At 71.1% G+C, this 22,641-nt stretch carries 23 protein-coding genes; 13 read left to right on the top strand and 10 right to left on the bottom strand.

What is annotated here, in order from left to right:
• Nucleotides 1-169: 169 nt before the first annotated feature.
• The gene (locus ACZ4FV_RS33615; protein WP_402238543.1) at nt 170-433 is read right to left on the bottom strand and encodes a hypothetical protein; all 264 of its coding nucleotides are present in this window, start codon (nt 431-433) and stop codon (nt 170-172) included.
• On the opposite strand from ACZ4FV_RS33615, the gene ACZ4FV_RS33610 reads away from it, so the two are divergent.
• Nucleotides 315-908 carry a macro domain-containing protein gene (locus ACZ4FV_RS33610; protein ID WP_402238505.1) on the top strand — a complete coding sequence of 198 codons (594 nt, stop codon included), beginning with the start codon at nt 315-317 and terminating at the stop codon, nt 906-908. The two genes, ACZ4FV_RS33615 and ACZ4FV_RS33610, sit on opposite strands and share 119 nt — an antisense overlap.
• Nucleotides 909-1,050: 142 nt before the next feature.
• Here the strand turns inward: ACZ4FV_RS33610 and ACZ4FV_RS33605 are convergent, their stop codons facing one another.
• The 3 genes from ACZ4FV_RS33605 to ACZ4FV_RS33595 form a co-directional block, all read right to left on the bottom strand.
• The gene (locus ACZ4FV_RS33605) at nt 1,051-2,361 is read right to left on the bottom strand and encodes a ricin-type beta-trefoil lectin domain protein (protein ID WP_465324030.1); all 1,311 of its coding nucleotides are present in this window, start codon (nt 2,359-2,361) and stop codon (nt 1,051-1,053) included.
• A gap of 284 nt (nt 2,362-2,645) precedes the next feature.
• Nucleotides 2,646-3,797 carry a DmpA family aminopeptidase gene (locus ACZ4FV_RS33600; RefSeq protein ID WP_465324029.1) on the bottom strand — a complete coding sequence of 384 codons (1,152 nt, stop codon included), beginning with the start codon at nt 3,795-3,797 and terminating at the stop codon, nt 2,646-2,648.
• Nucleotides 3,794-4,534, bottom strand: a complete 741-nt coding sequence (locus tag ACZ4FV_RS33595) for a TetR/AcrR family transcriptional regulator (RefSeq protein WP_465324028.1) — start codon at nt 4,532-4,534, stop codon at nt 3,794-3,796. The genes ACZ4FV_RS33600 and ACZ4FV_RS33595 overlap by 4 nt, the downstream gene beginning before the upstream one ends.
• 101 nt (nt 4,535-4,635) lie before the next feature.
• Here ACZ4FV_RS33595 and ACZ4FV_RS33590 point away from each other — a divergent pair, with 101 nt between their 5' ends.
• The 3 genes from ACZ4FV_RS33590 to ACZ4FV_RS33580 all read left to right on the top strand — a co-directional run bounded on the left by ACZ4FV_RS33590 (nt 4,636) and on the right by ACZ4FV_RS33580 (nt 7,251).
• On the top strand, nt 4,636-6,078 hold the full coding sequence (locus ACZ4FV_RS33590) for an APC family permease (RefSeq protein WP_465324027.1): 1,443 nt from the start codon (nt 4,636-4,638) through the stop codon (nt 6,076-6,078).
• A 268-nt stretch (nt 6,079-6,346) separates the two neighbouring features.
• Nucleotides 6,347-6,880 carry a fluoride efflux transporter FluC gene (locus ACZ4FV_RS33585; RefSeq protein ID WP_465324026.1) on the top strand — a complete coding sequence of 178 codons (534 nt, stop codon included), beginning with the start codon at nt 6,347-6,349 and terminating at the stop codon, nt 6,878-6,880.
• Complete coding sequence (locus ACZ4FV_RS33580) at nt 6,877-7,251, top strand: fluoride efflux transporter FluC (protein WP_395869806.1); 375 nt, start codon at nt 6,877-6,879, stop codon at nt 7,249-7,251. Before ACZ4FV_RS33585 ends, ACZ4FV_RS33580 begins: the two co-directional genes overlap by 4 nt.
• Before the next feature lie 119 nt (nt 7,252-7,370).
• Here the strand turns inward: ACZ4FV_RS33580 and ACZ4FV_RS33575 are convergent, their stop codons facing one another.
• The 3 genes from ACZ4FV_RS33575 to ACZ4FV_RS33565 all read right to left on the bottom strand — a co-directional run bounded on the left by ACZ4FV_RS33575 (nt 7,371) and on the right by ACZ4FV_RS33565 (nt 10,498).
• The gene (locus ACZ4FV_RS33575; RefSeq protein WP_402238492.1) at nt 7,371-8,411 is read right to left on the bottom strand and encodes a FecCD family ABC transporter permease; all 1,041 of its coding nucleotides are present in this window, start codon (nt 8,409-8,411) and stop codon (nt 7,371-7,373) included.
• On the bottom strand, nt 8,408-9,388 hold the full coding sequence (locus tag ACZ4FV_RS33570) for a FecCD family ABC transporter permease (protein ID WP_465324025.1): 981 nt from the start codon (nt 9,386-9,388) through the stop codon (nt 8,408-8,410). Before ACZ4FV_RS33570 ends, ACZ4FV_RS33575 begins: the two co-directional genes overlap by 4 nt.
• Before the next feature lie 78 nt (nt 9,389-9,466).
• Nucleotides 9,467-10,498: an iron-siderophore ABC transporter substrate-binding protein gene (locus ACZ4FV_RS33565; protein WP_402238488.1), complete on the bottom strand. Its 1,032-nt coding sequence runs from the start codon at nt 10,496-10,498 to the stop codon at nt 9,467-9,469.
• 247 nt (nt 10,499-10,745) lie between these two features.
• On the opposite strand from ACZ4FV_RS33565, the gene ACZ4FV_RS33560 reads away from it, so the two are divergent.
• The 3 genes from ACZ4FV_RS33560 to ACZ4FV_RS33550 all read left to right on the top strand — a co-directional run bounded on the left by ACZ4FV_RS33560 (nt 10,746) and on the right by ACZ4FV_RS33550 (nt 14,412).
• On the top strand, nt 10,746-11,708 hold the full coding sequence (locus ACZ4FV_RS33560; protein WP_465324024.1) for a carbohydrate kinase family protein: 963 nt from the start codon (nt 10,746-10,748) through the stop codon (nt 11,706-11,708).
• Nucleotides 11,709-11,845: 137 nt separating this feature from the next.
• Complete coding sequence (locus ACZ4FV_RS33555) at nt 11,846-14,035, top strand: trehalose-6-phosphate synthase (protein WP_465324023.1); 2,190 nt, start codon at nt 11,846-11,848, stop codon at nt 14,033-14,035.
• Nucleotides 14,036-14,280: 245 nt separating this feature from the next.
• Entirely contained in the window at nt 14,281-14,412 is a 132-nt protein-coding gene (locus tag ACZ4FV_RS33550) for a hypothetical protein (protein ID WP_465324022.1), read from the top strand.
• A gap of 10 nt (nt 14,413-14,422) precedes the next feature.
• On the opposite strand, the gene ACZ4FV_RS33545 is transcribed toward ACZ4FV_RS33550, so the two are convergent.
• Together ACZ4FV_RS33545 and ACZ4FV_RS33540 are read right to left on the bottom strand one after the other, a co-directional pair.
• The gene (locus ACZ4FV_RS33545; RefSeq protein WP_395869796.1) at nt 14,423-14,563 is read right to left on the bottom strand and encodes an Imm7 family immunity protein; all 141 of its coding nucleotides are present in this window, start codon (nt 14,561-14,563) and stop codon (nt 14,423-14,425) included.
• A gap of 105 nt (nt 14,564-14,668) precedes the next feature.
• On the bottom strand, nt 14,669-15,367 hold the full coding sequence (locus ACZ4FV_RS33540; RefSeq protein WP_465324021.1) for a TetR/AcrR family transcriptional regulator: 699 nt from the start codon (nt 15,365-15,367) through the stop codon (nt 14,669-14,671).
• 156 nt (nt 15,368-15,523) lie between these two features.
• On the opposite strand from ACZ4FV_RS33540, the gene ACZ4FV_RS33535 reads away from it, so the two are divergent.
• The 6 genes from ACZ4FV_RS33535 to ACZ4FV_RS33510 all read left to right on the top strand — a co-directional run bounded on the left by ACZ4FV_RS33535 (nt 15,524) and on the right by ACZ4FV_RS33510 (nt 20,213).
• Nucleotides 15,524-16,984, top strand: coding sequence for an MFS transporter (locus tag ACZ4FV_RS33535; RefSeq protein ID WP_465324020.1), 1,461 nt, complete (start codon nt 15,524-15,526; stop codon nt 16,982-16,984).
• Nucleotides 16,985-17,225: 241 nt separating this feature from the next.
• The gene (locus ACZ4FV_RS33530; RefSeq protein ID WP_465324019.1) at nt 17,226-17,597 is read left to right on the top strand and encodes a DUF3703 domain-containing protein; all 372 of its coding nucleotides are present in this window, start codon (nt 17,226-17,228) and stop codon (nt 17,595-17,597) included.
• A gap of 281 nt (nt 17,598-17,878) precedes the next feature.
• A complete protein-coding gene (locus tag ACZ4FV_RS33525) occupies nt 17,879-18,061 on the top strand; it encodes a hypothetical protein (protein WP_331772050.1) in 183 nt (60 codons plus the stop codon).
• Nucleotides 18,058-18,987: an RNA polymerase sigma factor gene (locus ACZ4FV_RS33520; RefSeq protein ID WP_465324018.1), complete on the top strand. Its 930-nt coding sequence runs from the start codon at nt 18,058-18,060 to the stop codon at nt 18,985-18,987. Before ACZ4FV_RS33525 ends, ACZ4FV_RS33520 begins: the two co-directional genes overlap by 4 nt.
• The gene (locus ACZ4FV_RS33515) at nt 18,984-19,634 is read left to right on the top strand and encodes a hypothetical protein (protein WP_395869787.1); all 651 of its coding nucleotides are present in this window, start codon (nt 18,984-18,986) and stop codon (nt 19,632-19,634) included. The genes ACZ4FV_RS33520 and ACZ4FV_RS33515 overlap by 4 nt, the downstream gene beginning before the upstream one ends.
• A 216-nt stretch (nt 19,635-19,850) precedes the next feature.
• Entirely contained in the window at nt 19,851-20,213 is a 363-nt protein-coding gene (locus ACZ4FV_RS33510) for an STAS domain-containing protein (RefSeq protein ID WP_395869785.1), read from the top strand.
• Nucleotides 20,214-20,422: 209 nt separating this feature from the next.
• On the opposite strand, the gene ACZ4FV_RS33505 is transcribed toward ACZ4FV_RS33510, so the two are convergent.
• The gene (locus ACZ4FV_RS33505; protein WP_395869783.1) at nt 20,423-22,594 is read right to left on the bottom strand and encodes a TerD family protein; all 2,172 of its coding nucleotides are present in this window, start codon (nt 22,592-22,594) and stop codon (nt 20,423-20,425) included.
• Nucleotides 22,595-22,641: the final 47 nt, after the last annotated feature.

Below are 22,641 nucleotides of genomic sequence, written 5' to 3'. Positions count from 1 at the left end.
CTTCCCCCACACAACGCTCTCCAGCTCTGGCTGCGGGGGGCTTAAAAAACCCAAAACCGGCTCGGGCTAAACAGGGGGAAAACAACAGAACCCCCCCCCCCCCGGCTCGGGCGCGGCGAGTTCCGTTTCCCGCGTGAGCGCCGGTGCGATGGACCGCACCGGCGTCGGATCACGACACGAGGGTCTGCTCCTCCAGTTCGGTCAGGTGCACGGTGCACAGGCCGCCGCGCTCGGCCTTGACGCTCGTCACCTTGAGCTGCGTGCCCGGCAGGAGGATGAACTCCTCCTCGTCGGTGAACGCGGAGAAGCGGCGGATGCCCACGGCGCGGGCCGGGAGCACCTCGAAGAGGGTGCGCTTGCCGCGGCAGGTCGACGCCTGGGTCACCCCGACCAACTCGCGCGGGCGGATGGACGGCGGGGTCGACGCGGTCATCAAGCGCCACCTCGGGGCGGGTATCCAATTGCGCGTGCAACGGGCGATCCGCGACCGGTTCGCGGGAAGCCTCCCGGTGGGAAGCGCGGTGTGCGTCTCGTCCGGCGCGGTCAACCCGAAGTTCCTGATCTCGACCCCGACGATGGAGACGTCGTCGGAGAACGTCAGCGAGACGCTGAACGTGGCGCCGGCGTGTGCCGCCGCGTTCCAGGCGATCCACCGGCAGAACGAAGAGGCGCCGGGCAGCATCGCGTCGGTCGCGCTGGTCGGCATGGGCGCGCAGACCGGCCGGGTGCCGGCGCGGGTGTGCGCCAACCTGATGTGGACGGGCTTCACCCTGTTCAACGACTACTACTTCGCGGACTACGACGACCTGCGCAGCACGATCGTCGCGCAGCTCGACGACCTCGAGGACGCGCCCGCCGAGCGGCGCGTGCGCATCGAGCCGCCGAAGCGCCCGACCTCCGGTCGCTGACCGACGCGGCCGCCGCCCCTGGATCGAACGCGCGGCGGCCCGGGTCGGGGGAGCCGACCCGGGCCGTCTTGTCGAGAGGCACGCTTGCCGAGGCTCGCGTCAGCGATCGACGGGGAATTTCACCGTCCTGCTTCCGTCGTCCCTACCTGGGGACGTTCCAGAGTTGACCCTTGCCCGCGTTGGCGGAGTGCAGTTGCACCACGGTGCTGTTCGCGGTGTTGCCGCCCTTGACGTCGAGGACCTTGCCGCTCGCGACATGAACGATCCGACCCTTGGCGTCGATCCGCCACTTCTGCGCGGCCGAGGCGTTGCAGTCGAACAGCGAGATCTTGTTGTTCTCGGTGCTCGCGTTGCGCGCGTTGTCCAGGCACTTGCCCATCGAGCGCAGTGTGCCGTCCGGGTGCAGGATCCAGGACTGGCCCGGGCCGGTGTTGCAGGTGTAGATCTGGATCTGGGTGCCGTTGGCCGGCTTGCCGCCCTTGACGTCCAGACACTTGCCGGCGATCCCGGTGACCTTGCCCTGCGGGGACACCGGAGCGCCCGCCGCGGCGGCCAGCGAGCGCAGACCCTGTACGTCGAACTGCTGTACGTACTGGCCCGCTCGGGAGTCCGGGTAGGCGTTCAAGCGCGTGCACATGACCGGGCTCTGACCCGAGTCCGTGCCCTTGACGCATTGTCCCGGCGAGTCGTCGGCGTGCGTCAGGCCCAGGGTGTGGCCCAGTTCGTGGCTGATGTGGTTCCGCATCTGGACCTCGCCGACGCGCGCGGTGGGCTTGCCGGCGGCGGTGAAGAAGGACGTGTTGATGTACGCGTGCCCGCTGGTGACCGTGTCCGGAGTGCTGCGCGAATGGAACCCGCAACTCCACCCCGGGGTACCGGATCCGTCCATGACGATCTTCCACGGACTGCCGTCGGTGGTCGTCACGCACGGGTTCAGGAACGCGCCGATCACGATTTCGCCCTTGGGGCGGACATAGTCGTGGCCGACCGGCTTGGTGTCCACCTTGATCGGCAGCGCGGTCTCGCGTTGGATCTCGGCTGCCGAGCGCTTGACGTACGGACCCAGCCAGTCGACGGACTTCTGGTCGTAGAACTTGATCGTGTAGCCGGTCGACAGGAGCTTCGTCGCGCCGGCCGACTTCCAACCGGGCCCGGACGGCGCCGCGGCGGCGGAGACGGCCGCGCGTTGCTTGGTGGGGTTTACCGCGGGAATCGTCATCCGCCCGTTGACGAACGCGGTGCCGTCCACATCCGACCAGCCGGTGTCGGGTGGCTCGACCCCTTCCAGCGCCTGCTGGGTCGGCACCGGAGCCTCGGCGGTCGGAGCCGGCTTGGCGTCCTGGTCGCTCTGGTCGCCGAACGCCGAGCCCGAGAGCTGCAATCCACCCACGATCGCGGCGGTTGCCGCGAACGCGGCGACCAACGATATTCGGCGTTTCCCCGTGACTTTCAAATCCCCGTAACCCCCTTGTTCAAGGCCGTGGACGCGCCTTTCGGCGCCGGCCGAAAACCACCGTACAGGGAGGCACTCGGGCTGAATTCAGACCCGCGGGGCCCCGCGCCATCCGGCCGGCGCGGACGCGCGAACGGGATGTCGGAGGCCCGATCCGACCCGGTGTTCCCGCGCCGAGCCGAGGCGGGCCGACGGCGCCTCGCCCCGGCGGATGGTGGGCGTGTGGTCCAGGCCGGAGGCGAGGTCCGCGTCGAGATGTGGCCGAACCGGTCGAGCACACGGCCTCAGCCGGCGACGTCGGGGCCTCGTTCGGCGAGCAGGGTGCGCAGGCGGGCGTGCGGGAGGGCCGGGGTGCGGTGGCCGTTGTGGCCGGTGGTCTCCTCGGCGGTGACCAGGGCGTTGAGTACGGCCTCCTCGACGGCCTGCACGGTCGCGTCGTAGAACGGATCGATGCGGCCCCAGGGGATGTGGCGCAGCGTGTCGTAGTCCTCGTCCGTGGGTGGGGATTGCGGGAAAACGCTGGTCAGGGCACCGGGGTTGGCGGTGGAGAAGGCCAGGAAGATGTCGCCGGAGAAGTGGCTGCCGGTCGTGCCGGTCCGGGCCAGGCCCAGCGGAACCCGGCGGGCCAGGGCCTTGCACTGGCCGGGCAGCAGGGGAGCGTCGGTGCCGATCACCACGATGACCGAGCCGGCGCCGCCGGGGGCGAACCAGTCGGTGTCCTCCATCGGGTTGTCCTGGGACAGCCGCCGGCCCACGGGGACGCCGGCGACGACCAGTTCGCGCCGCGCGCCGAAGTTGGCCTGGACGAAGGCGCCGACGGTGTAGCGGGCCGTCCCGTACTCCACCACCCGACTGGATGTCCCCGAACCCCCTTTGAAGCCGTAGCAGTTCATGCCGGTCCCGCCGCCCACGCAGCCCTCCTCGATCGGGCCGGAGGCGGCCGTGTCGATCGCGGCGATCGCGTGCTCGGCGCGGACGTGCGGGCCGTTGATGTCGTTGAGGTAGCCGTCCCAGGTCTCGGCGACCACCGGAAGCAGCCACTGCCGCGCGAGTTCGGGTCGGTTGGCCACCGTCCAGTCGACGACCCCCCGGTGCACGGGACCCACCGCGTGTGTGTTGGTGATCATCACCGGGCCCGCCAGGCTGCCGGTCTCGTCGAGCCAACTGCTGCCGGTCATCTCGCCGTTGCCATTGAGCGTGTACCGACCCGCGGCGCACGGCAGGCCGACGCCGTCCCGGCCGCGCGGCAACACGGCGGTGACGCCGGTGCGCACCGACGACCCCTGGACCAGGGTCGTGTAGCCGATGCGGACTCCGGGGACGTCGGTGAGCGCGTTGGCCGGCCCGGGTGTGCCGTCGAGGCGGATGCCCAGGGCCCGGGCGCGTGGTCGACCCGACGGGGTGGAGGTCAGGGGGGATGGTGCGGGGATGTTCACGCGGCGCCTTTCCGGGTGTCGTCGTCGGGAGCCCTGTGGCCACCGGTGCCGTGGTCGGCCGCGTCCGGGGCCGGCGTGCCCTGGCCGGGCACGTCGTGGCCCGGTGCGTCGGGATCGGGGACGGCTCGGTCCGGGCGCAGGTCGGGGCAGTCGGTGGCCTGGCGGGCGTGGGCCAGGATCAGGGCCAGGGCCCGCTCGGGCGGCAGCGAGGAGTTGCGGCTCACGATGTGCAGGCCGTAGCCGTCCTCGAGGGTGACCAGGTTCGCGGCCACGTCCCGGATCGGTTCGGTGAACCGGAAGTGGCCCTGGGCCTGCCCGATCTCCAGGATCGAGCCGTACATGGCGACCTGTCGGTCGTACAGGCTCTGCGCCAACGTGGCGTATTCGCTCTCGTCGCGAGCGGCGGCGCTGAACTCGTACAGGACGACCGCGAGTTCGTCCTCCGGACCGGCCGGCAGGCCGCGCCGTGCGCAGGCCACGAGCTTGTCGCGGGCGTCGGGCAGCCGGGAGGCGGTGTCGGTGCGGGACGTGTAGAAGCGGTCCGCGGCCTGTTGGTACACCTGCCGCAGCAGGTCGCCCAGGTCGCTGAAGTAGTAGCTGACCGACCCCCGGGCGACGCCCGCCACCTCGGCGATGTCGGCCACCCGCAACTGGGCCAGACCGTGCCGGCCGACCGCCGCGGTGGCCGCGTGGACCAGTTGCTCACGTCTCGCCGTCTGGTTCCTCGGTCGCGCCATGCATCGTTCCTTGTCCTGATTGCCAAATTATGGGATGCCCATTGACGTGGAAGTCTTCCATAACATTGACTCCGGCGTCAAAGAACTGACAAGGGAGCCTCATGGCCGATTCCGATGGCAGTCAGACGCCCGCCGGCACCTCGCCGGCACAGCCGGCGGCCTACGCCCAGGACCTGTCCCGCTCGCTCGGCCTGCGCGAGAACATGTTCATCACGCTGTCCTCGGTCACGCCCGCGTCGAGCGTCTTCATCATCATGCCGTCGGCGATCAGTGGGCTCGGTGGCGCCGCGGCCCTGGCGTTCGCGCCGGCGGCCGTCGCCGGGATGCTGATGGCCCTGTGTTACGCCGAGTTGTCCAGCGCGTTCCCGATCACCGGCGGCGAGTATGCCTTCGCCGCGCGCACCCTCGGCCGGTCCACGGGCTTCGCGCTGTTCGCGCTCGGCCTGCTCGGCGGAGTCCTGACGGTGGCGGTGATCGCGCCGGGCACCGGCGACTACCTGGGTGTGGTGTGGGGCTCGCTCGGCGGAAAGCGGACCGGGCTCGCCGTCATCGCCTTGGCCTCGCTCGTCGCCGTCCTGGGCATTCGCCTCGACGCCTGGGTCACCGGGGTCTTCCTGGCGGTCGAGCTCGCGGCGATCGCGGTGCTCGCCTGGCTCGGCCTGGTCCACGTCGAGCAGCCGGTGTCCACGCTGTGGACGGCGCACGCCCTGGGGGAGGGCAACATCCTGGTCGGCGCCTCGGCCGGGCTCGTCGTGTCCTTCGCCGCCACGGCACTGTTCGCCTACAACGGCTACGGCACCGCCGTGTACTTCGCCGAGGAAACCCGGCAGGTCTCCTCGATCGGCAAGGTCGTGATGTGGTCGCTCGGCATCACCGTGGTCGCGGAGTGCCTTCCGCTGGTGGCCGTACTCCTGGGCACGCCGAGTACGAGCGAACTCATGGCGGCCCCGTCCCCGATGAACTACTTCCTGCTCGAACGCGGCGGCGACGCGGTGAACACCGTCGTCAGCCTGGGCATAGCCATCGCCATCGTCAACGCGGTGATCGCGATCATGCTGCAGGTCGGCCGCCTGCTGTACTCCTCCGCCCGCGACCGGGCCTGGCCCGACGTGGTGGGCAGGCCGCCGGCCGCCGTGCACCCGCGGCTGCGCACTCCCGTCCTGGCCACCCTGGTGATGGGCGGCGCCGCGATCGTGGTCGCGTGGCTCGTCCCGCTCGACACCCTGATCCTGGCCACCGGAGCGAACCTGGTGGTGCTGTACATCCTCGTCGCCGTCTCCGCGCTGTACGGCCGGATCAAGGGGACCACCGCCCACGCGACCTACCGGATGCCGGCCTGGCCGTGGGTCCCGCTGGGCGTGATCGGCGTGATGGCCTACGTGCTGTACGAGTCGATCGACTCCGACCGGCGCCCGGTCGGGATCGCCGTGGCCATGGTCGCGGCGGGCTACCTCTACTACTACGCCTACCTGCACCCCAGGCGCGGGCACCGCTGGACCATGCCCGATCCCGTCCGCGACGCGACCGACCCGGCGATGCGCTAGCGAATCCCGCCCGGACGGAAGGACAGCCGGCCCCGCCTTCCGCCCAAGCCGGCCCCCCAGGCCGACCGGCCCGGCGCGGTTGCCACGCGCCCGACTTCCGCCGCGCATGTCGGTATCCTGACCGTGCGGCCGTCCGGTGGGCGGCCGCACGGCGGTGGGGCCCGCCGTACCCGAACCGCGACCCGGTCGCCAACGGTCCCTACCTGACCTTCCCCGTGCGTGCCCGCGCGCCACGGGGCCAAGTCGATCAGGTGGGAGCCTGAACGCCGTGCATCCTGACCAGCGCCCCGATCAACACGCCGAACCCGCCGCGCCGGGCGGGTGGCAGGCCGAGCCGGTCGACCCCGACACCGCGATCGACCCGTGGCCGCCGCGCGGGCCGCGCCGCCGGCAAGCCGAGATCCTCGCCGCGATCGCGACGGGCGGTGTGATCGGCGCGTGTGCCCGCTATGGCGCGACCCTGATCTGGCCGACCGCACCGGGCACGTTCCCGTGGACCACCTTCTGGATCAACGTCACCGGGAGCGCCCTGATGGGCGTGCTCATGGTGCTGATCACCGAACGCGCCACCGCCCACCCCCTGGTGCGGCCCTTCCTCGGCACCGGCGTCCTCGGCGGCTTCACCACCTTCTCCACCTACGCCGTCGACGCCCGACACCTGATCGACGACGGACGCGCCGGCGTCGCGTCGGCCTACCTCACGGCAACCCTCGCCGCCGCCCTGTTCGCGCTGTGGGGTGCGGCCGGCCTCACCCGATGGCTCGCGCCGCCCCGCGCCGCCCGGAAGGCGGGCACGGCGTGAACTGGCTCATGGTCATCACCGGCGCCCTCGTCGGCGCGCCCCTGCGCTACCTGACCGACAAGGCCATCCAGGCCCGGCACGAAGGCGTCTTCCCGTGGGGCACGCTCGCGGTGAACCTGGCCGCCTGCACCGGGCTCGGCTTCCTGACCGGCGCCGCCACCGCCACCACCGTGCCCGCGGCCCTCCAACACCTGATCGGCCCCGGGCTGTGCGCGACGCTCAGCACGTACTCCACCTTCTCCTTCGAGACCGTCCGCCTGACCGAGACCGGCGCGAAAGCGTTCGCCGCCGCCAACGTGATCATCGGCATCGCGGCGGGCCTGGCCGCGGCCTACCTCGGTGCCACCCTGGCCGAAGCGACATTCACCTGAGCCGGTGCGCCGACCCGGTGGCGCCGTGCGCGGTGCGGTTTCCGCCTCCGGGCGTGTCGCCGCCCCGGTCACACGGGACGTGTCCTCGGTTCGCCGGGCCGGCGAAGGGCCTCGTTTCGTCAGGATCGGGTTCGGCGTGACTCGGCGAGGAGCAGGCCCAGCAGATAGAGGCCGCCGAGGGATCCCGTGGCCACGCCCACCGGCAGCACGCCGGCGGTGAACAGGCGCTGTACGGCCAGGTCGCTCGCGGTGAGCAGGACGGCTCCCATGAGGGCGGCGTTGACCAGTCCCGGGCCGGGGGACCGTACCAGGCGGCGGGAGAGTTGCGGGGCGGCCAGCGCCACGAACCAGACCGGGCCGGTGGCGGCGGTGGCGACCGCGGCCAGTGCGACACCGACCAGCAACATGACCAGTCGGGTGCGGCGCGCGTCCACTCCGAGCGCCTGCGCGCTGTCGTCGCCCATCGCCAACAGCGAGAGCCTGCGGGTGTATCCGAAGGCCACCGGGAGCAGGACCAGGCAGGCGATCAGCATGGCGTTGGCCTGGTCCCAGCCTCGGTTGTTGAGACTGCCGACGAGCCAGTGTTGGGCCTCCAGCGCGTCCTGCCAGTCGGCCCGGGTGACCAGATAGGAATTGAGCGCGAGCAGGATGGCGCCGACGCCGATGCCCATCACGATGAGCCGGAATCCGCCCGCGCCCCCGCCGAAGGCCAAGAGGTAGACGGCCACGGCGGTGGCCAGTCCGCCGACGAGGGCGCCGAGCGCGATCTCGGTCATGCCGCCGTGCAGCACGGTGATGACGACCAGGGCGCCGGTCGCCGATCCGTTGGTGAAGCCGATGACGTCCGGGCTGCCGAGCGGATTGCCCGACACGGTTTGCAGGATCGCCCCGCTGACCGCGAGCGCGGCGCCCACCGACACCGCGGTCAGCAGCCTGGGCAGGCGCAGGGTGTTGACGACGAAGTCGGCACTGGGCGAGCCCCGACCGATCAGGGCCCGCACCACCTCGGACAACGACAGCGTGAATTCGCCGGTGGTCAGGGTGACGGCCATCAGGGCCACGAGCGTGGCGAACGACACCAGGCCCACCACGACCGGACGGGGCCTGACCCGGATGGAGAATCGGCCGCGTCGATCGCGCAGGACCAGGCCGGGCGTCACAACGCCACCAGCTTCCGCCGGCGACACAACGCCAGGAACATCGGCCCTCCCAGGAGCGCGGTGACGATGCCGACCTGGATCTCGCCCGGTGATCCCAGCACACGACCCAGGACATCCGAACCGATCAGCAGGATCGGCGCGAGCACGATCGAGTACGCCATGACCCAGCGCTGGTCGGGGCCGACGATGAAGCGCGCCACGTGCGGAACGGCCAGGCCCACGAAGGCGATCGGGCCGGCCGCCGCGGTCGCGGTCCCGCACAGGAGCATCACCGCGACGACGCCGAGCACTCGGACGCGGCCGACCCGGATGCCGAGCCCGCGCGCGACGTCGTCGCCCAGGGACAACGCGTTCAGCGGCCGGGCGAGGCTCAAGGTCAGCAGCATCGCCGACACGACGAACGGCGCGATCACCCACACGACGTCGTACTGCCTGCCGGCCAGCGAGCCGACGATCCAGAACCGGTAGTCGTTGAACGCGCGCGGGTCCAGGAGCAACACCGCCGAGTCGAACGCATAGCACACGGCGGTCACCGCCGCCCCCGCGATCACCAGGCGCTCGGGCGTCGCGGGGCCGCGCCCGGACGAACCCACCACGTAGACGAGCACCGACGCGATCGCGGCACCGACGAACGCGAACCACAGGTGGCCCAGGACCGAACCCACGCCGACGTACGCGGTGGCCACGACCACACCGGTCGACGCGCCGGAATTCACCCCGAGCAGACCGGGGTCGGCGAGCGGATTGCGCGTCATCGCCTGCATCAGCGCCCCGGACAGGCCCAGGGCCATCCCGACCAGGATGCCCAACACCGTACGGGGAAGGCGGTAGTCGTGGATGACCAGTGCGGCCTTGGAACCGTCGTTGTGCCACAACAGGTTCCAGGCCTCGGTGAACGCGATGTCGCGCGAGCCCACCCAGACACTGACGAAGCACAGCAGCACCAGTACGGGGACCGCGATTGCCAGCCCCGTCACCCGACGCGTCGCCCGTGACGACGACGCGTCGGGGGAAACCGCGGTTTCCCGGCGAACGGATTCCACTTCCACGAGACGTCAGTTGGACTTGGCGGTGAGCAGCGGCAACATCTGGTCGATCGCGTACGGGATCGACAAAACCGTGTTGAAGGAGAACGCGGCGCCGACGTCCGGGTTCTCGTAGGGGACGAACAGGTCACGCTTGTCCTGGGAGACCTTCAGCTTGCCGTAGAACGGCTCGGCCTTGATGCGCGTGTTGTGTTCGGCTCCGGAGGTGACCCAGATCAGCCGGTCGGTGTCCAGGACGTCCAACTGCTCAGCGCTCAGGTTGACGACATTGGAGCCCGGCTTGGCGAGCGCGTCCACCCGGGGGTTGCTCCTGAACCCCAGCTCGGCGAAGAAGATCGCCTTGGGGTCGGTCTTGCCGAAGGCCGAGTAGATGCCCGCTTCGAAGGTGTCCGCCACGGTCACCGTCTGGCCCGCGAACTCGGGATGCTCCGCGCGAATGGCCTTGAACCGCGCGTCGATTCCCGCGATGCGCTGCTCGGTCTCGGGCTCCTTGCCGAGCGCCTTGCCGATCTGCCGCGTCATCGCCTGCCACGGTGCGCCGTAGTCGTCGAAGCCCTTGGGCTGGGCGACCACCGGGGCTATCCTGGCCAGCGTTTCGTACTGCTCCTTCTTCATCCCGGAGTAGACGGCGATGATCAGATCCGGCTGGAGCTTGAGGATCTTCTCCATGTTGTACTCGTCGCGCTCGCCCACGATCTGCGGCGTGGTGCCCCACAGGTCCTTCGCCCACGGCCACTTGCCGTACGGCTTCTCCTTGAACCAGTCGATCGCACCGACCGGCTTGGCGCCCAGGGCCAGGACCGTGTCCTGGTCGGACAGGCCCAGCGTGACGATCTTCTTCGGCTGAGCCTTGATCTGCGTGGCGCCGTACTTGTGCTCCACGGTGACCGGGAAGGTGCCGGCGGCGCCCGCCGCGGGTCCTGCGGAGGCCGGCGGATCGTTCGCGGACTTGTCGTCACCGCCGCCACCACAGGCGGTCAGCGCCAAGACCGCGGCGAACGCGACCGCGGCGAGCCGGGATTTGTCGGTGAGTCTCTTCACCAGGGGTGATGACGATCCGGACACGAACTCCTCTTCCAGGACAGGGCGAAGCACGCGGACTGCGCATCCGCGACCGATCGCTGAGCTGATTTAGGGGAGCCTAGCCTAAGGATGATCAAGTTTGGCTTTCGGGTGTGGTGGATTTCACGTCTTGTCGACTCATGTGCAGGGACGTCCGACGCCCGACGCCCGACGCCCGACGCCCGACGCCCGACGCCCGTGACGAGGGTGGGGCGATGATGCGGGCATGGGTATCTCCGAGGCTCGTTGCGATGTGCTGGTTGTCGGGGCGTACTTCGCCGATCTGATCTTTCGTGAGCTGCCCCGGACGGTGGCCGTGGGGCGTGAGACGTTCGCCGGCGGGTTCGAGATGTTGCCCGGTGGCGCCTTCAACCCGGCGATGGCGCTGCACCGGCTGGGGGACGACGTGGTGTGGGCCACCGACTTCGGAAACGACGAGTTCAGTCGGCACGTCCTGGCCGGGGTTCGGGCCGCGGGGTTGTCCGAGTCCGGATTCCGGCACCATCCGCAGCCCGTGCGCAGTGTCACGGTCGCGCTCTCGTACACCGCGGACCGGGCCATGGTCAGCTTTCAGGACCCGGTGACACCGCGCCCGGTGGACGAACTGGTGCGCGTGCACCGGCCGCGGGTCCTCGTACTGCCCGAACTGCGGTATGGCCCGGGGGTCGTGGAGACGCTGCGTGCGGTGCGGGAGGCGGGCACGTCGATCTTCATGGACTGCCAGGATGTTCCGGTCACGCTGGAGACGCCGACCGTGCGTGAAGTCCTGGCGTGTGTGGACGTCTTCGCGCCCAACGTCGACGAGGCGCTGCGCCTTACCGGTGCCGCCACGCCGGACGACGCGGCGACGTTGCTGGGCGAGCTGGTGAGCACGGTCCTGATCAAGCGCGGGAAGCACGGTGCGATCGCGCTGCGGGCCGGGAATCGGATCGCCGTTCCCGCCGCGCCGGTTCGCGTCGTGGACACCACGGGTGCCGGCGATTGCTTCAACGCCGGGTTCGTGCACGGCCTGCTCGCCGGCTGGGATCTGCCCCGATCTCTGGCAGCGGCAGTGGCCTGCGGATCGGCGGCGGCTACGGCTCCGGGATCGGGCGGGGCCCTGGACGCCGACGAACTGTCCGCGTGGCTCGCCCCGGCTGAGCCGGTGCCGCCGCTCCGAGGGACGCAACTTGAGCATCACCCTTGGTAGTTGCGGTACTCCCCACGGTTGCGCGCGCGTGTTAGCGTTTCGAGGTCGTCGGTCGACCACATTCTCCGGCTCATCGGGCGGAGCGCGTTTTGCACGTGGGTCGATCGACATTCGTTTGTGTGTGGGGTGTTCGTGGCGTGCTCATCGGTCCGTCGGGGGGTGTGGTGAGAGTCCTGGTCACCGATCTGGACGGCACGTTGTTGGGCGGTACGGACGCCGAACGCCTGCGGCTGCACGGGATCCTGTCGCGTCATCCCAAGATCACGGTGGTCTTCGCCACCGGCCGCGGACTGGCCTCGGTGCGCCAGGTGCTGGCCGACCCGCTCGTGCCCAGGCCACGGTGGGTCGTCGCCGACGTCGGAGCCAGCCTGGCCGACGGCAGGGACCTGAGTACCGTCGCGGATCTGCAGTCCCGATTGCGCGCGGGCTGGCCCGGTGCGGCACGGGTGCGCGACGGGCTCTCCGGATTCCCCGCTCTGAGGTATCAGGACGGGGTAGCGCAGGAGGGACGGTGTTCCTTCGAACTGCCTCCCGGGGAGTTGACCGATGAACTCAGCGCGGCGGTGGCCGCGTTGGGGTGCTCGTGGGCGTACTCGGCCGATCGCTACTTCGACGTTCTGCCCCCGGGGGCGAGCAAGGGCGCGGCGGTGGAGGCCCTGGCGCGCTCGTTGCATTGGGAACGGGCGGACATGCTGGTCGCGGGCGACTCGCTCAACGACCTGTCGATGTTCGGAATCGGCGCGCACGGTGTGGTGGTCGGTGGCGCCGAGCCCGCCCTGGAACGGGCGGTGGCCGGCGACGAGAGGGTGTACCGCACCGAACAGCACGGCGCGGCCGGGATCGTGGCCGCGTTGCGGAACCTGGGTTGGGTGGAGCCGGAACACGCGTTGGTCGTGGGCTATCACCGACCGCCCCGGATATGGACCTCCACGGGGTGGCGCGCTCCGGTCAGCCCGAACGGGATCCTGCCGACGTTGTGTTCGGTTCTCGGTGCGGAACACGGGGACAGCTCCCAGGTGTTGCCGGCGCTGTGGGTTGCGGGGGCGGTGGGGGAGGGGGACCACCTGGCCGGTGCCGGCGTTGGTGTGGGTGTGGGTCCGGGTTCGGGTTTCGGTCCTGGGGGCGGGGACGACGATCTCGGTCTCGCGTTGTCCTTGCAGCGGTTCGAACCCGCGGCGTGGTCGGCCTACTTCCACCGGGCCTGCAAGGAAACGTTGTGGCCGGCGCTGATGTCGCAGCCGGAACGCGTGCGCTTCGACAGTGCCGCCTGGGTCGAGTACCGAACCGTCAACCGCCGCTTCGCCGAACACATCGCGGCCCGGGCGGCCGAGCGGGCGACCGTGTGGCTGCACGACTACAACCTGTGGCTCGTACCGGGACTCCTGCGCGCGTCGCGGCCCGACCTGCGGGTGGGCCTTTTCCATCACACGCCGTTCCCGCCGGCCCGGATCTTCGACTCGCTGCCGGTAGCGGCCGAGGTACGAACTTCGCTGACGGCACTGGACTGGGCCGGGTTCCAGACCGAGGGATTCGCCGCGAACTTCCGGGCCACACTGGGCGATGCCGGTAGGGCGCCGCGGGTGGGTGTGCATCCGCTGGGTGTCGACCGCGCGGCTATCGACGCGATGGTGCGGTCGCGCGGGCCGCAGGCTCCGTCCGCCGTGGGTCACTTGGTGCTTTCCGTCGAGCGCTTGGACTACGTCAAGGCCCCCGAGCGCAAGGTCGCCGCCGTCGCCGCCCTTCTGGCCTCCGACCCGGACCTGCATGGTCGCTTCCGGTTCCGTCTGGTCTGCCCGCCGCCCGAACCCGGCATCACCGCCCACGATTCGACCCGCGTCGCCCTCGAACGTCGCATCGCCGACGTGAACGCCCGGTTCGGCACCGCGACCTGGCAACCGGTCGAATACCTCCCGTACAACCTCTCGTTCGTCGAGGTCGTGGACCACTACCTCGCCGCGGACGTGTTCTGGGTGACGTCGCTCCAGGACGGGATGAACCTCACCGCGAAGGAGTATGTGGCGGCCCAATCGGCCGCGGGCGGCAACGGCGTGCTGGTGCTGTCCCGCTACGCCGGAGCAGCCGAGGAACTCGCCCACGGCGCCCTCCTCACCGACCCCCGCTCGCCGGCCGACCTCGTGTGGGCGCTCCGACGGGCACTGCGAATGCCCCGCCGCGAACGCCGCACCCGCATGATCCACCTGTCGACCGCCCTCGGCCACGACCACCCTCGAAACTGGGCGGCCGGGATCATCGCGGCCATAGAGACCGACGACGCCGTCGACGCGAACTCAGGCCCTGTCGCCGCCGCGCCCGCAAGCATCGCGTAGCGCCGCAGATGGTCGGCGCGCGTCCCTGTGGGTGAACGTCCGCCCTGTGTGCCGTGGGGACGGTTCGTGCATCGGCGCACCTCGACCGGTTCGGTGCGCGCGAGATCGGCGCAGGCGGCCGTCGGTGTCGTGAACGCCTGTCGGGTGTGGGCAAGTTGGACCCCGCCTGGCCGGTTGAGTTCGTGTGCTCAGCACCAGGAGAGCGAGACGCCAGTGGATAGGCAGATTGTATGATTAACAGGCCCATGCGTGACATCACCGGAATCCATGGGCTCAGGCAGACCTTCACCCTCGACAGGTTGAAAATCGAGGTGGATCCGCAACAGTCGTGGGCGCGGGTGGGGGTTCGCGCCGATCCCGCACGCGGCGGCCGGTGAATCGGTCGGGTCATTCCTCGTAGGGATCCTCGAGGGTCGGGACGCACGGTGACAGCAGCGGCTCGGTGTGCTCGGTCACGTTTCCGCGAGCGAGCCCCAGGACGCGGAACTCGTTGTCGTGAGCGGGGTCCTCGTCGTCGCGGATGTGCACCGGAACGGTAAGTCCGTTGATGATGGCGGCAGTTGCGCGCGGGCCGCCCAGGTTTTGTCGGTGCCTTCGGGTGAGGGGGCTTCGGCCCGGTTTCGATGCCGGTGCTCAGTCGGTGCCGGGGGAGTCGGTCGGCGTGGTCTGGGCGAGGAGTCCGTCGACGAGGGCGCGCAGTCCCTGGGGGTAGCTGTCGCGGGCGCCCTCCTCGGCCCACAGGTGGGCGACGGCGGCGAGGTGGGGGACCCGGGTGGCGTCGAAGATTTCGCGGTAGGCGGGGTGCTCGTTGTTCTCCCGGGCCCGGGCGCTGTGGGCGCGGACGAGGACCTCGCCGATGGTGTAGTACCAGATGTCGCGGAACATGCGGACGGTCTGCGCGGGTGTGCAGCCGTGGTCGCGGGCGCCGCCGACGATGGCGTCGACCATCCACAGTGCCGATTCGTCGAGGAGGCCGACGAAGCCGTCGGCCGAGAGGATCTCCGCGGCCCAGGGCCAGGAGGCGAGCGCGTCGTGCATCGCGGTGGCGGCCGTGAGGATGCGCTCGCGCGGGTCCTCGGGGAGCGGTGGGCGTTCGATCTCGTCGATGTAGCCGTTGAGCAGCAGGACCAGCAGGTCGTCCTTGCCGCGGATGTGGTGGTACATGGTCGTCGCCCCGATGCCGGTCTCGGCGGCGAGCCGGCGCACGGTCAGTTTCTCCCAGCCGTCCCGGTCGATGAGCCGGCGCGCCGCCGTCAGGATCTGCGCGCGGGAGGTCACGGGCGGGCGGCCGGTGCGGCCGTGCGGTACGGGCGACGGGAGCGGTGAGGGCATCGCCCCATCATGCCGCTCCACCCTCTTGCGCCGCGAAACCGGTGCGGGGTCGGCCATGGGCGGTCGGCCGTTCCCGGGTCGACAGCGGCCTGCCTCGATGTTACTTTCGGAACATGTTCGAAAAGACATTCGGCGGCACGGGGGACGGAGTTCGCGATGACGAATAGGACGAATGCTTCGAGTGGCCGGCCGGGGCTCACGCTCGCCGTGGTGGCCGTCGTGCAGTTCATGGTGTCGCTGGACCTGTCCGTCGTGAACGTCGGACTTCCCGAGATCGCCGCCGGTCTCGGCTTCGGTGCGGTGGGCCTGACCTGGGTGATCCACGCCTACGCCCTCACGTTCGGCGGGCTGCTCCTGCTGGGTGGCAAGGCCGCCGACCGGTACGGCCGCAAACGGGTGCTGCTGCTCGGGCTGGGCCTGTTCGGCCTGGCCTCGCTTCTCGGTGGCTTCGCCCGGGAGCCCGGCCAACTCGTCGCCGCCCGAGCCGCACAGGGCATCGGGGCCGCCGCGCTGGCCCCGGCCGCGTTGGCGCTGCTGACGGCGACGTTTCCCACCGGCAAGGCCCGCGTCCGGGCCTTCGGGGTATGGAGCGCGACGAACGCCGCGGGGGGCGCCTTCGGCGTCCTGATCGGCGGCCTGCTCACCGAGTACGCCGGCTGGCGCTGGGTGATGTTCGTGAACGTGCCGATGGCGGCCTGCGCGCTGGCCCTGGCGTGGCGCGGCATCACCGAGAGTGCGCCGACCTCGCGAGGAGGGCGCCCCGACGTACTCGGTGCCGTCCTGGTCGCGGCGGGCATGACCCTGCTGGTGTTCGGTGTCGTGCGCACCGATCGGTATGCGTGGACCTCGCCGGTCACCCTGATCACCCTGGCGGTCGCCGTCGCGCTGCTGGTGGCGTTCATCCAGGTCGAGCGGACCACCGCGCGTGAACCCCTGATCCGACTCGGCCTGTTGGCCAATCGCGCCGTGGCCGGTGCGAACGCCTACAACCTCCTGGTGGGCGCGGCCATGGCCTCGGCCTTCTACTTCGCGTCCCTCTACCTGCAACGAGTGCTCGGGACGGGCGCGGCGCTGACCGGGACCATGTTCCTGCCGCTCGCCTTCGGCGTGATCGCCGGTTCCGTGGTCGCCGTCAAACTCGGCTACCGCTTCGCTCCGCGCCACCTGTTGGTGGCCGGCGGAGTCCTGACCGCGACCGGACTCGCATGGTTCGGCCGGATCGGCCCCGACGGCAGCTTCGCCGGCGACGTCCTGGGGCCCTCGATCGTCGCCGGCCTCGGCTTCGGGTTGTGCCTCGGACCGGTCGTCTCCATCGCCACCGCCGGCGTCGCGCCGCACGAGGCCGGCACCGCGTCGGGCCTGCTCGCCAGTTCACGCCAGATCGGCGCTTCGCTCGGACTCGCCGCCCTGGGCACCGCCGCGCACGAGCGCACCGGTGACACCGGTACGCGCGAGGCCCTCAACGACGGATACGCGCTCGGCCTGACCCTCGGCGCCGTGCTCCTGGTCGTCGCCGCCGTCATCGCCCTCACCGTCCTGCGTCGGACCAGCCCGCCGTCACGAGTCGACCAGGTCGACCGAACCGACGACCGCGATCCCGTCCCCGCACGGGACTGACCGGAGGCGCGACGCGTCGAGAAGGGACGGGGAGTCGGATCCCCGTCCCTTCCTGATTGTTCGGCATCGAATCAATTGCTCAGCATATCTTGACCATTTGCGGCACGGGGGGCCGGCTGAGCCGCCGCCCACGTGCCCAACTCGGCCGATGCGCACGGCGGGTGCGCGTCCGCGTGGGTGTTGTTCCGGTGTTCCGGTCCGTGTTGCGCCGCCGCATGCACCCCTACGCGAGAGGATCGACATGCCGAAGATGCCTCATGGCGTACGCGTCGCGCTGGACGCGGAGTTGGCCGCCGCCCGCGCCGCCGGGCCGGGAACGCGGGGGTGGGCGCATCTGGAGCGGGCGCACATCCTGTCCCAGCCGTGGGCGTGGCCACACGTGCGTGCGCACGGCGCGATGCTCGCCCGCGCGGTGCGTACCCGCGACCCGCGCGAGGCGGTCGGCCAACTCGTCCGGCTCGCGGTCGCCGCGCCCGGGTCGGCCACCGGGCGCTACCCGGTCGGGAACACCGGCCGGGGGAACGTGTCCATGAGCGCGCCGATGTCGACCCCTGCGGAGCTCGCCGACCTGTTCGCCGCCGCTGTCGGTCCGGCGCGCACCCGCCCGCGATGAGCCCGCCCGTGCCGCCGACCGCGAACGGCCGTTTGTCCGGGGCCTCCGTCAACTCGCTTGCGCCGCCGCGCGGTTACAGCCGTCGGCGTTTTTCCTGGTGGTGCGAGAACGTGTGGTCGTTCGGGCGTGGTGGGTGAGATTTTGCGGTTTCGACTTGGACGCGGGATGCCCGGTGGGCGAGTTATGGGGTGAGAGGCCCTCGGGCCTCGTGGACGCCGCCGGGGACAAGCGCTTCGTCCCCGGCAGGGTCCGCGCCGGACTTCACGGAAGGATGCGCTGCCTTGAACGAAATTCTCGGCCCCGAGGCCAGACAACTGTGGCTGGTCATAGGCGTGCTGGTCGTCGTCGTGCGCGCGCCGCTCGGTGCCCTGATGCGCGGCACGGCGTTCCCCGAGCCGAACCACCGTTGCGGCTCCGGGCATCGCCGGACGCGCCCCGCGCGCGGCAAGGGCGGCGGACGATGACCGAACCGCTGCGCCCCGACCAGGCCCGAGTCGTGGAAATGGACCCGGTGGACCTGGTGGACCTCCTGCGCGTCGACTTCGTGGCCTTCTGCCACAGCCACCACCCGACCCTGACCCGCTTCGCGTACGACCACCTCGGATCGCGCCCCGAGGCCGAGGACATCGTCGCCGAGGTCCTCCTGGCCCTGTACCGGCGCTGGGACGACGTACTGCGCGAGCCCGCCCCGCCGGTCAAGCGCGCGTTCCGCATGCTGACCGACGCCCTCGAGGACCGTCGCCTGCGCCGCGACCTCGACCGCGACTCGCTCGACCGCGACTCGCTCGGACGATGGCGTCCCGCCCCGGGCGGCCCGGTCCTCGACGCGCCCAAGGACTTCGTACGGTTCTGTCGCGAGCACCAGCAGACGCTGACCGACCACGCCTGGAAACAACTGGGCTGTCCGCACGACGCCGACGAGGCGGTCGCCGACGTCCTGCTCGCCCTGTCCCGACGCTGGCCCGAGATCGTCCGTCATCCCGGGCCGCCGCTCGCGCTCGCCTACGAGATCCTGCGCCGGCGCGTCGTCGACATCCGCCGCCGCCGCGGGCGCAGCCTCGAGGTACCGATCGACTTCACCGCTCCCGGCGCCCCCGACGTCGCCTCCACGACCACCGCGGACCCGGCCGCCCTCGTCCCGCAGCTGGACACCCTCGACCGCACCATCGCCGCCATGCCCGCCAAACGCGCCACCTGCGCCCGCCTGCACCTGGTGATGCAACTGCCCCTCCAGGACGTCGCCGACTACCTGGGAGTGACCATCTCCACCGTGCGCAGCCACGTCCACGCGGCCCGCAAACAACTCGCCGGCGCCCTCGACCGAACCCGGCACGCCCCACCGGCCCCCACCCCACCGACCCCCACGCACCCTCGGGAACCCAACGCATGAACGACCTGACCCCGCTCGACCGCGCGCTCCAACAGCGCCGTCGCGACATGGACACGGCCTTCGCCGACTACGACCCCGCCGCCGCCACCCGCCGCCTGGCCGACCTCATCGTCCAGGAGGAACTCGTGGCCGCACTGGTCCGGCCCGCCGGCATCGGACGCCCGCGCGGCGCGGGTTTCACGGACGCCCACGCCGCGCAGAACGCCGCCGCGGCGGAACTCGAACAGTTCTGCCAGGCGATCGTCGCCCGACCGACCACCGGCCCCCTCCTCGGGGATTTCGTGCAAAGGCGCATTCCCGCGGGGGCGCTGGTGTTCGGATGTCTGCTGTACCTCACCGGGCGGCCCGCACCCGCCGCGTTCTGGTGGAGGTACGCCGCCGGCGCCGACACCGTCGAGGCGATGCGCCTGCTCACCCTGCACCATCGGGTCGAGGGCGAACCCGAGGACGCCCACCACTGGGCCGGCCGCCTGCACGCGGCCACGCCCGCCCCGGTGCCGGCCGAGATCGAGGGCGCGGGCGATCCGCAGGCGTACGTCGCGCGTGTGGAACCGGGCATCGAGGAGGTCGACGATCCCGACCTCGGCGAGATCTGCCGACCCAACGACCGCTTCCCCCGTCTGCTCGCCGCCGCCGGACACGTCTAGGCAGGTTCGGGGCGGGTTCGGGGGATCTCGACGCGGCGCGGGCGCCGCGCGGTCGCGGTGCCGGACGATACGGCCGCGCCGGGATCCCCCGGACCGGAGTCGGCCGACACCTCGCCCCGCCGACGCGGTGGGCGGTACCCGGAACCGGCCGGGTTCCGCCCGCCACGTCCGCCATGCCCCGCACGCCCACCCGCCGCCAGGAAGGTCGCTTCCGCCATGACCCGCACGCACCGAGCCCTCGCCCGCCCGCGCCTGGCGACGCGATCGCACGGACTCCACCTCGTAGTCACCCCACGCGGTGAACTCGACGTGGCCACCGTGCTCCCGCTCACCCGCGCCCTGGACGCCTTGACCGGAATCGACCGACCCCACGTGATCGTCGACCTGGGCGAGGTGACCTTCCTCGGAGCCCGCGCCATTTCCGTGCTGGCCCGAGGCCGCGAGCGTGCCCACGCCCGCAACGGCGACCTGCGCCTGTTCCGGGTCGACCCGTTCGTCCGGCACGTTCTGCAACTTCCGGGCCTGCGAGCGGACTTCGACATCATCGACGCTCTCCCCGCGCTGCCGGGCGAGTCTTGACGCCAGGGAGATCCGTGACCACGCGGGCCGGTACCCCGCGCACGGCGCCGGCCCACGCGGCGGGGTGTCGGCGGTGTCCGGGAAAACGACGAGGCCGGGGCGCCCGACGGCACCCCGGCCTTGCAAGTCGAGGGCGAGGAAAGCGAAGGGACTGGTTCAAGGAGTGAGAAGGAAGTCCGTTCATGGCCTCGCCGAGGCCAACGCTAGCACTACGCGGGGATCAGGTCGCGCAGGTTTTCCGGGGTGAAGATCCGGGAGTCCGGGTGCAGGCCGTCCGGGCGGGCCAGGCCGATGTAGGTGACGGGGCCGTCCGGGATCGTCTCGGGGTCCCACAGCGTGGTGGTCGCGGCTCGGTCGGCCATCAGGTCGGCGAGGTATTCGATGGTGAGATGCTCGCGCTCGAGCATGCCGCGCAGCAGGGTCGCGACGGACACCCGGTTCCCCTCGACCGTGTTGGAGTCGGGGGCGCCCTGGAGGTACAGGTGCAACCACTTGGCGCGCCAACGGCCGTCGCTCCCGCGCAGGAACGCCAGCGGCAGCGCGACCCGGCCCGGGCCGCGCAGGTCCGACTTCATCCGCACGGTGCGCGGCTCGAAGGGACGACCCTGCTGCTCGGCGTCGCGCAGCATGAAACCGAAGAACGACTCCTCGACCTGCTCGAAGCCCTCCCCCGAGTAGATGTCGACCTGCGGGACGATGTAGCTGCCGGTGACACCGCCCAGGCGCAGGTTGATGAACTCCGAGGCGCCGTCGGGCGCGTCGGTGATGTCGCCGGAGTGCTCGCCCTCGTACGAGGTGAGGGCGGTGAAGGACAGCCAACCGACCGTCGCGTACGCGTCGTCCAGCATCAGCGCCGACAGGTCGTAGTCGGTGCTGTGTCGGGTCTGCTTCCAGTACACGAAGAACCGCAGCAGTTCGCCGTCGACGGGGGAGAGCGAGCCGCGGGGCAGTACGCCCAGACCGGCGGCCGTCGCCTTCCCGCTGAGCGGGAGCGCGACGTCGAGGATGTCCGGGTCGATCAGCAGGTGCCCCGGCTCGGGGAGGCGGCGGCGCGTCTCGGCGTCCAGAGCGGCGATCAGCCGCTCGCGCTCGGGCGATGGCACCGGTGCGCGGGTGTCGGCGGCCGCCCAGGCGCGGCCGAGGCGGTTGACGAAGATGCGGCGTGCGGTGCTCTCGTCGCTGCGGTTGTGGAAGTGCTCGCGGACCGACAGCAGGACGCGCCCAGACACCCGCGCCGCGAGTTGCTCCGCGGCGGCCACGACGGCGTCGCGCTCCTCCTGGGTGCCGCACGTGCGCAGCAGGCGGTCCAGGGCGCGAAACAGCCTGCCGGGAGCGGCCGTCAGCAGGCGCGTCGCCCCGGTGACGTCGCCGGCGCGGAGCAACTCCTCGACGCGGCTGTCCAGGGACGGCGCCTTCAGTTCGCCCCGGGCCACGGCGAACACGTCGGCGGCGTGCGGCCAACGGGGGTACTCGTGCGGGTGCAGCCGCTCGCCGAGGCGCTTGAAGGGCTCGCGGTGCGCGGTGACGTCGGCGAGTTTGGCCGGGGTGGCGGCGACGAGCGTGTCGAGGGCGGCGAGCAGGGCCCGGCGTACGGGACGGGACAGGGCCTTGAACCGGGTCGGTTCCACGAGGGTCACGTCGCCGTCCGCGAGCGCGCAGGCCAGGCGGAGCACGTCGGTGACGGTGTCCACGAGGAGGTCCGCGCCGATGTCGAGACGGGCACGGTTGACGACGGCGCGGTTCTCCCGGATCGGGATCGCCTCGGGCCTCGGGCCGTTGGCGCAGTGCGCGGCGAGCACACCCAGGTCGCGCAGACCCTCGTCGCCCAGGGGGGTCGTGCTTCCCGCCAGGGCCAGGTAGAGGGCGGTGACCTCCTCGTCCGGGGCGCCACCGAGGTGCAGGATCGTCAGGCGGTCGCCCGCGGCGGCGATCAGCTCGTCGTGGGCCGCGAGCATCTCGGCATACGTGTGCCGGTAGTTGCCGTACGACGGCAGGGTCAGCAGGTCGACCACGCCGGTGCCGAGCCGGGCCGGTACGTCGTCGTGCGACGCCTCGTCGGCGAGCGCCTCGACTATGCAGCGTGTCCAGAACTCGACGGTGTCCGGCACGTTGGCCGGGAAGTCGATGAAGTAGCTGTTGTGCTCGACGTGGTCGCCGACCATCTCGCGGACGGTCTTCAGCGTACGCGTGGCGATGTCGAGGACCGTGTCCTGGGCCAGTCCCGACAGCCGTTCCAAGAGATCCGCCGACATCTTGAAGCCCACGGTCAACAGCGCGGCGTCGAATTGCCGTGCGGCGACGTCGCCTTGCCCGGTGGGTCCGGAGGGGACCGGGAGGCGGCGGGCATGTCGGACGATCAGGGCTTCGAGAGAGTGGGCCATCCGGCATGGTCCCAGACCGCGCCGAGCGCCCGCACTCGGGTTTCCGG

Source organism: Embleya sp. NPDC025285 (assembly GCF_055558835.1).
This window is presented reverse-complemented; position numbering and strand designations above follow the sequence as displayed.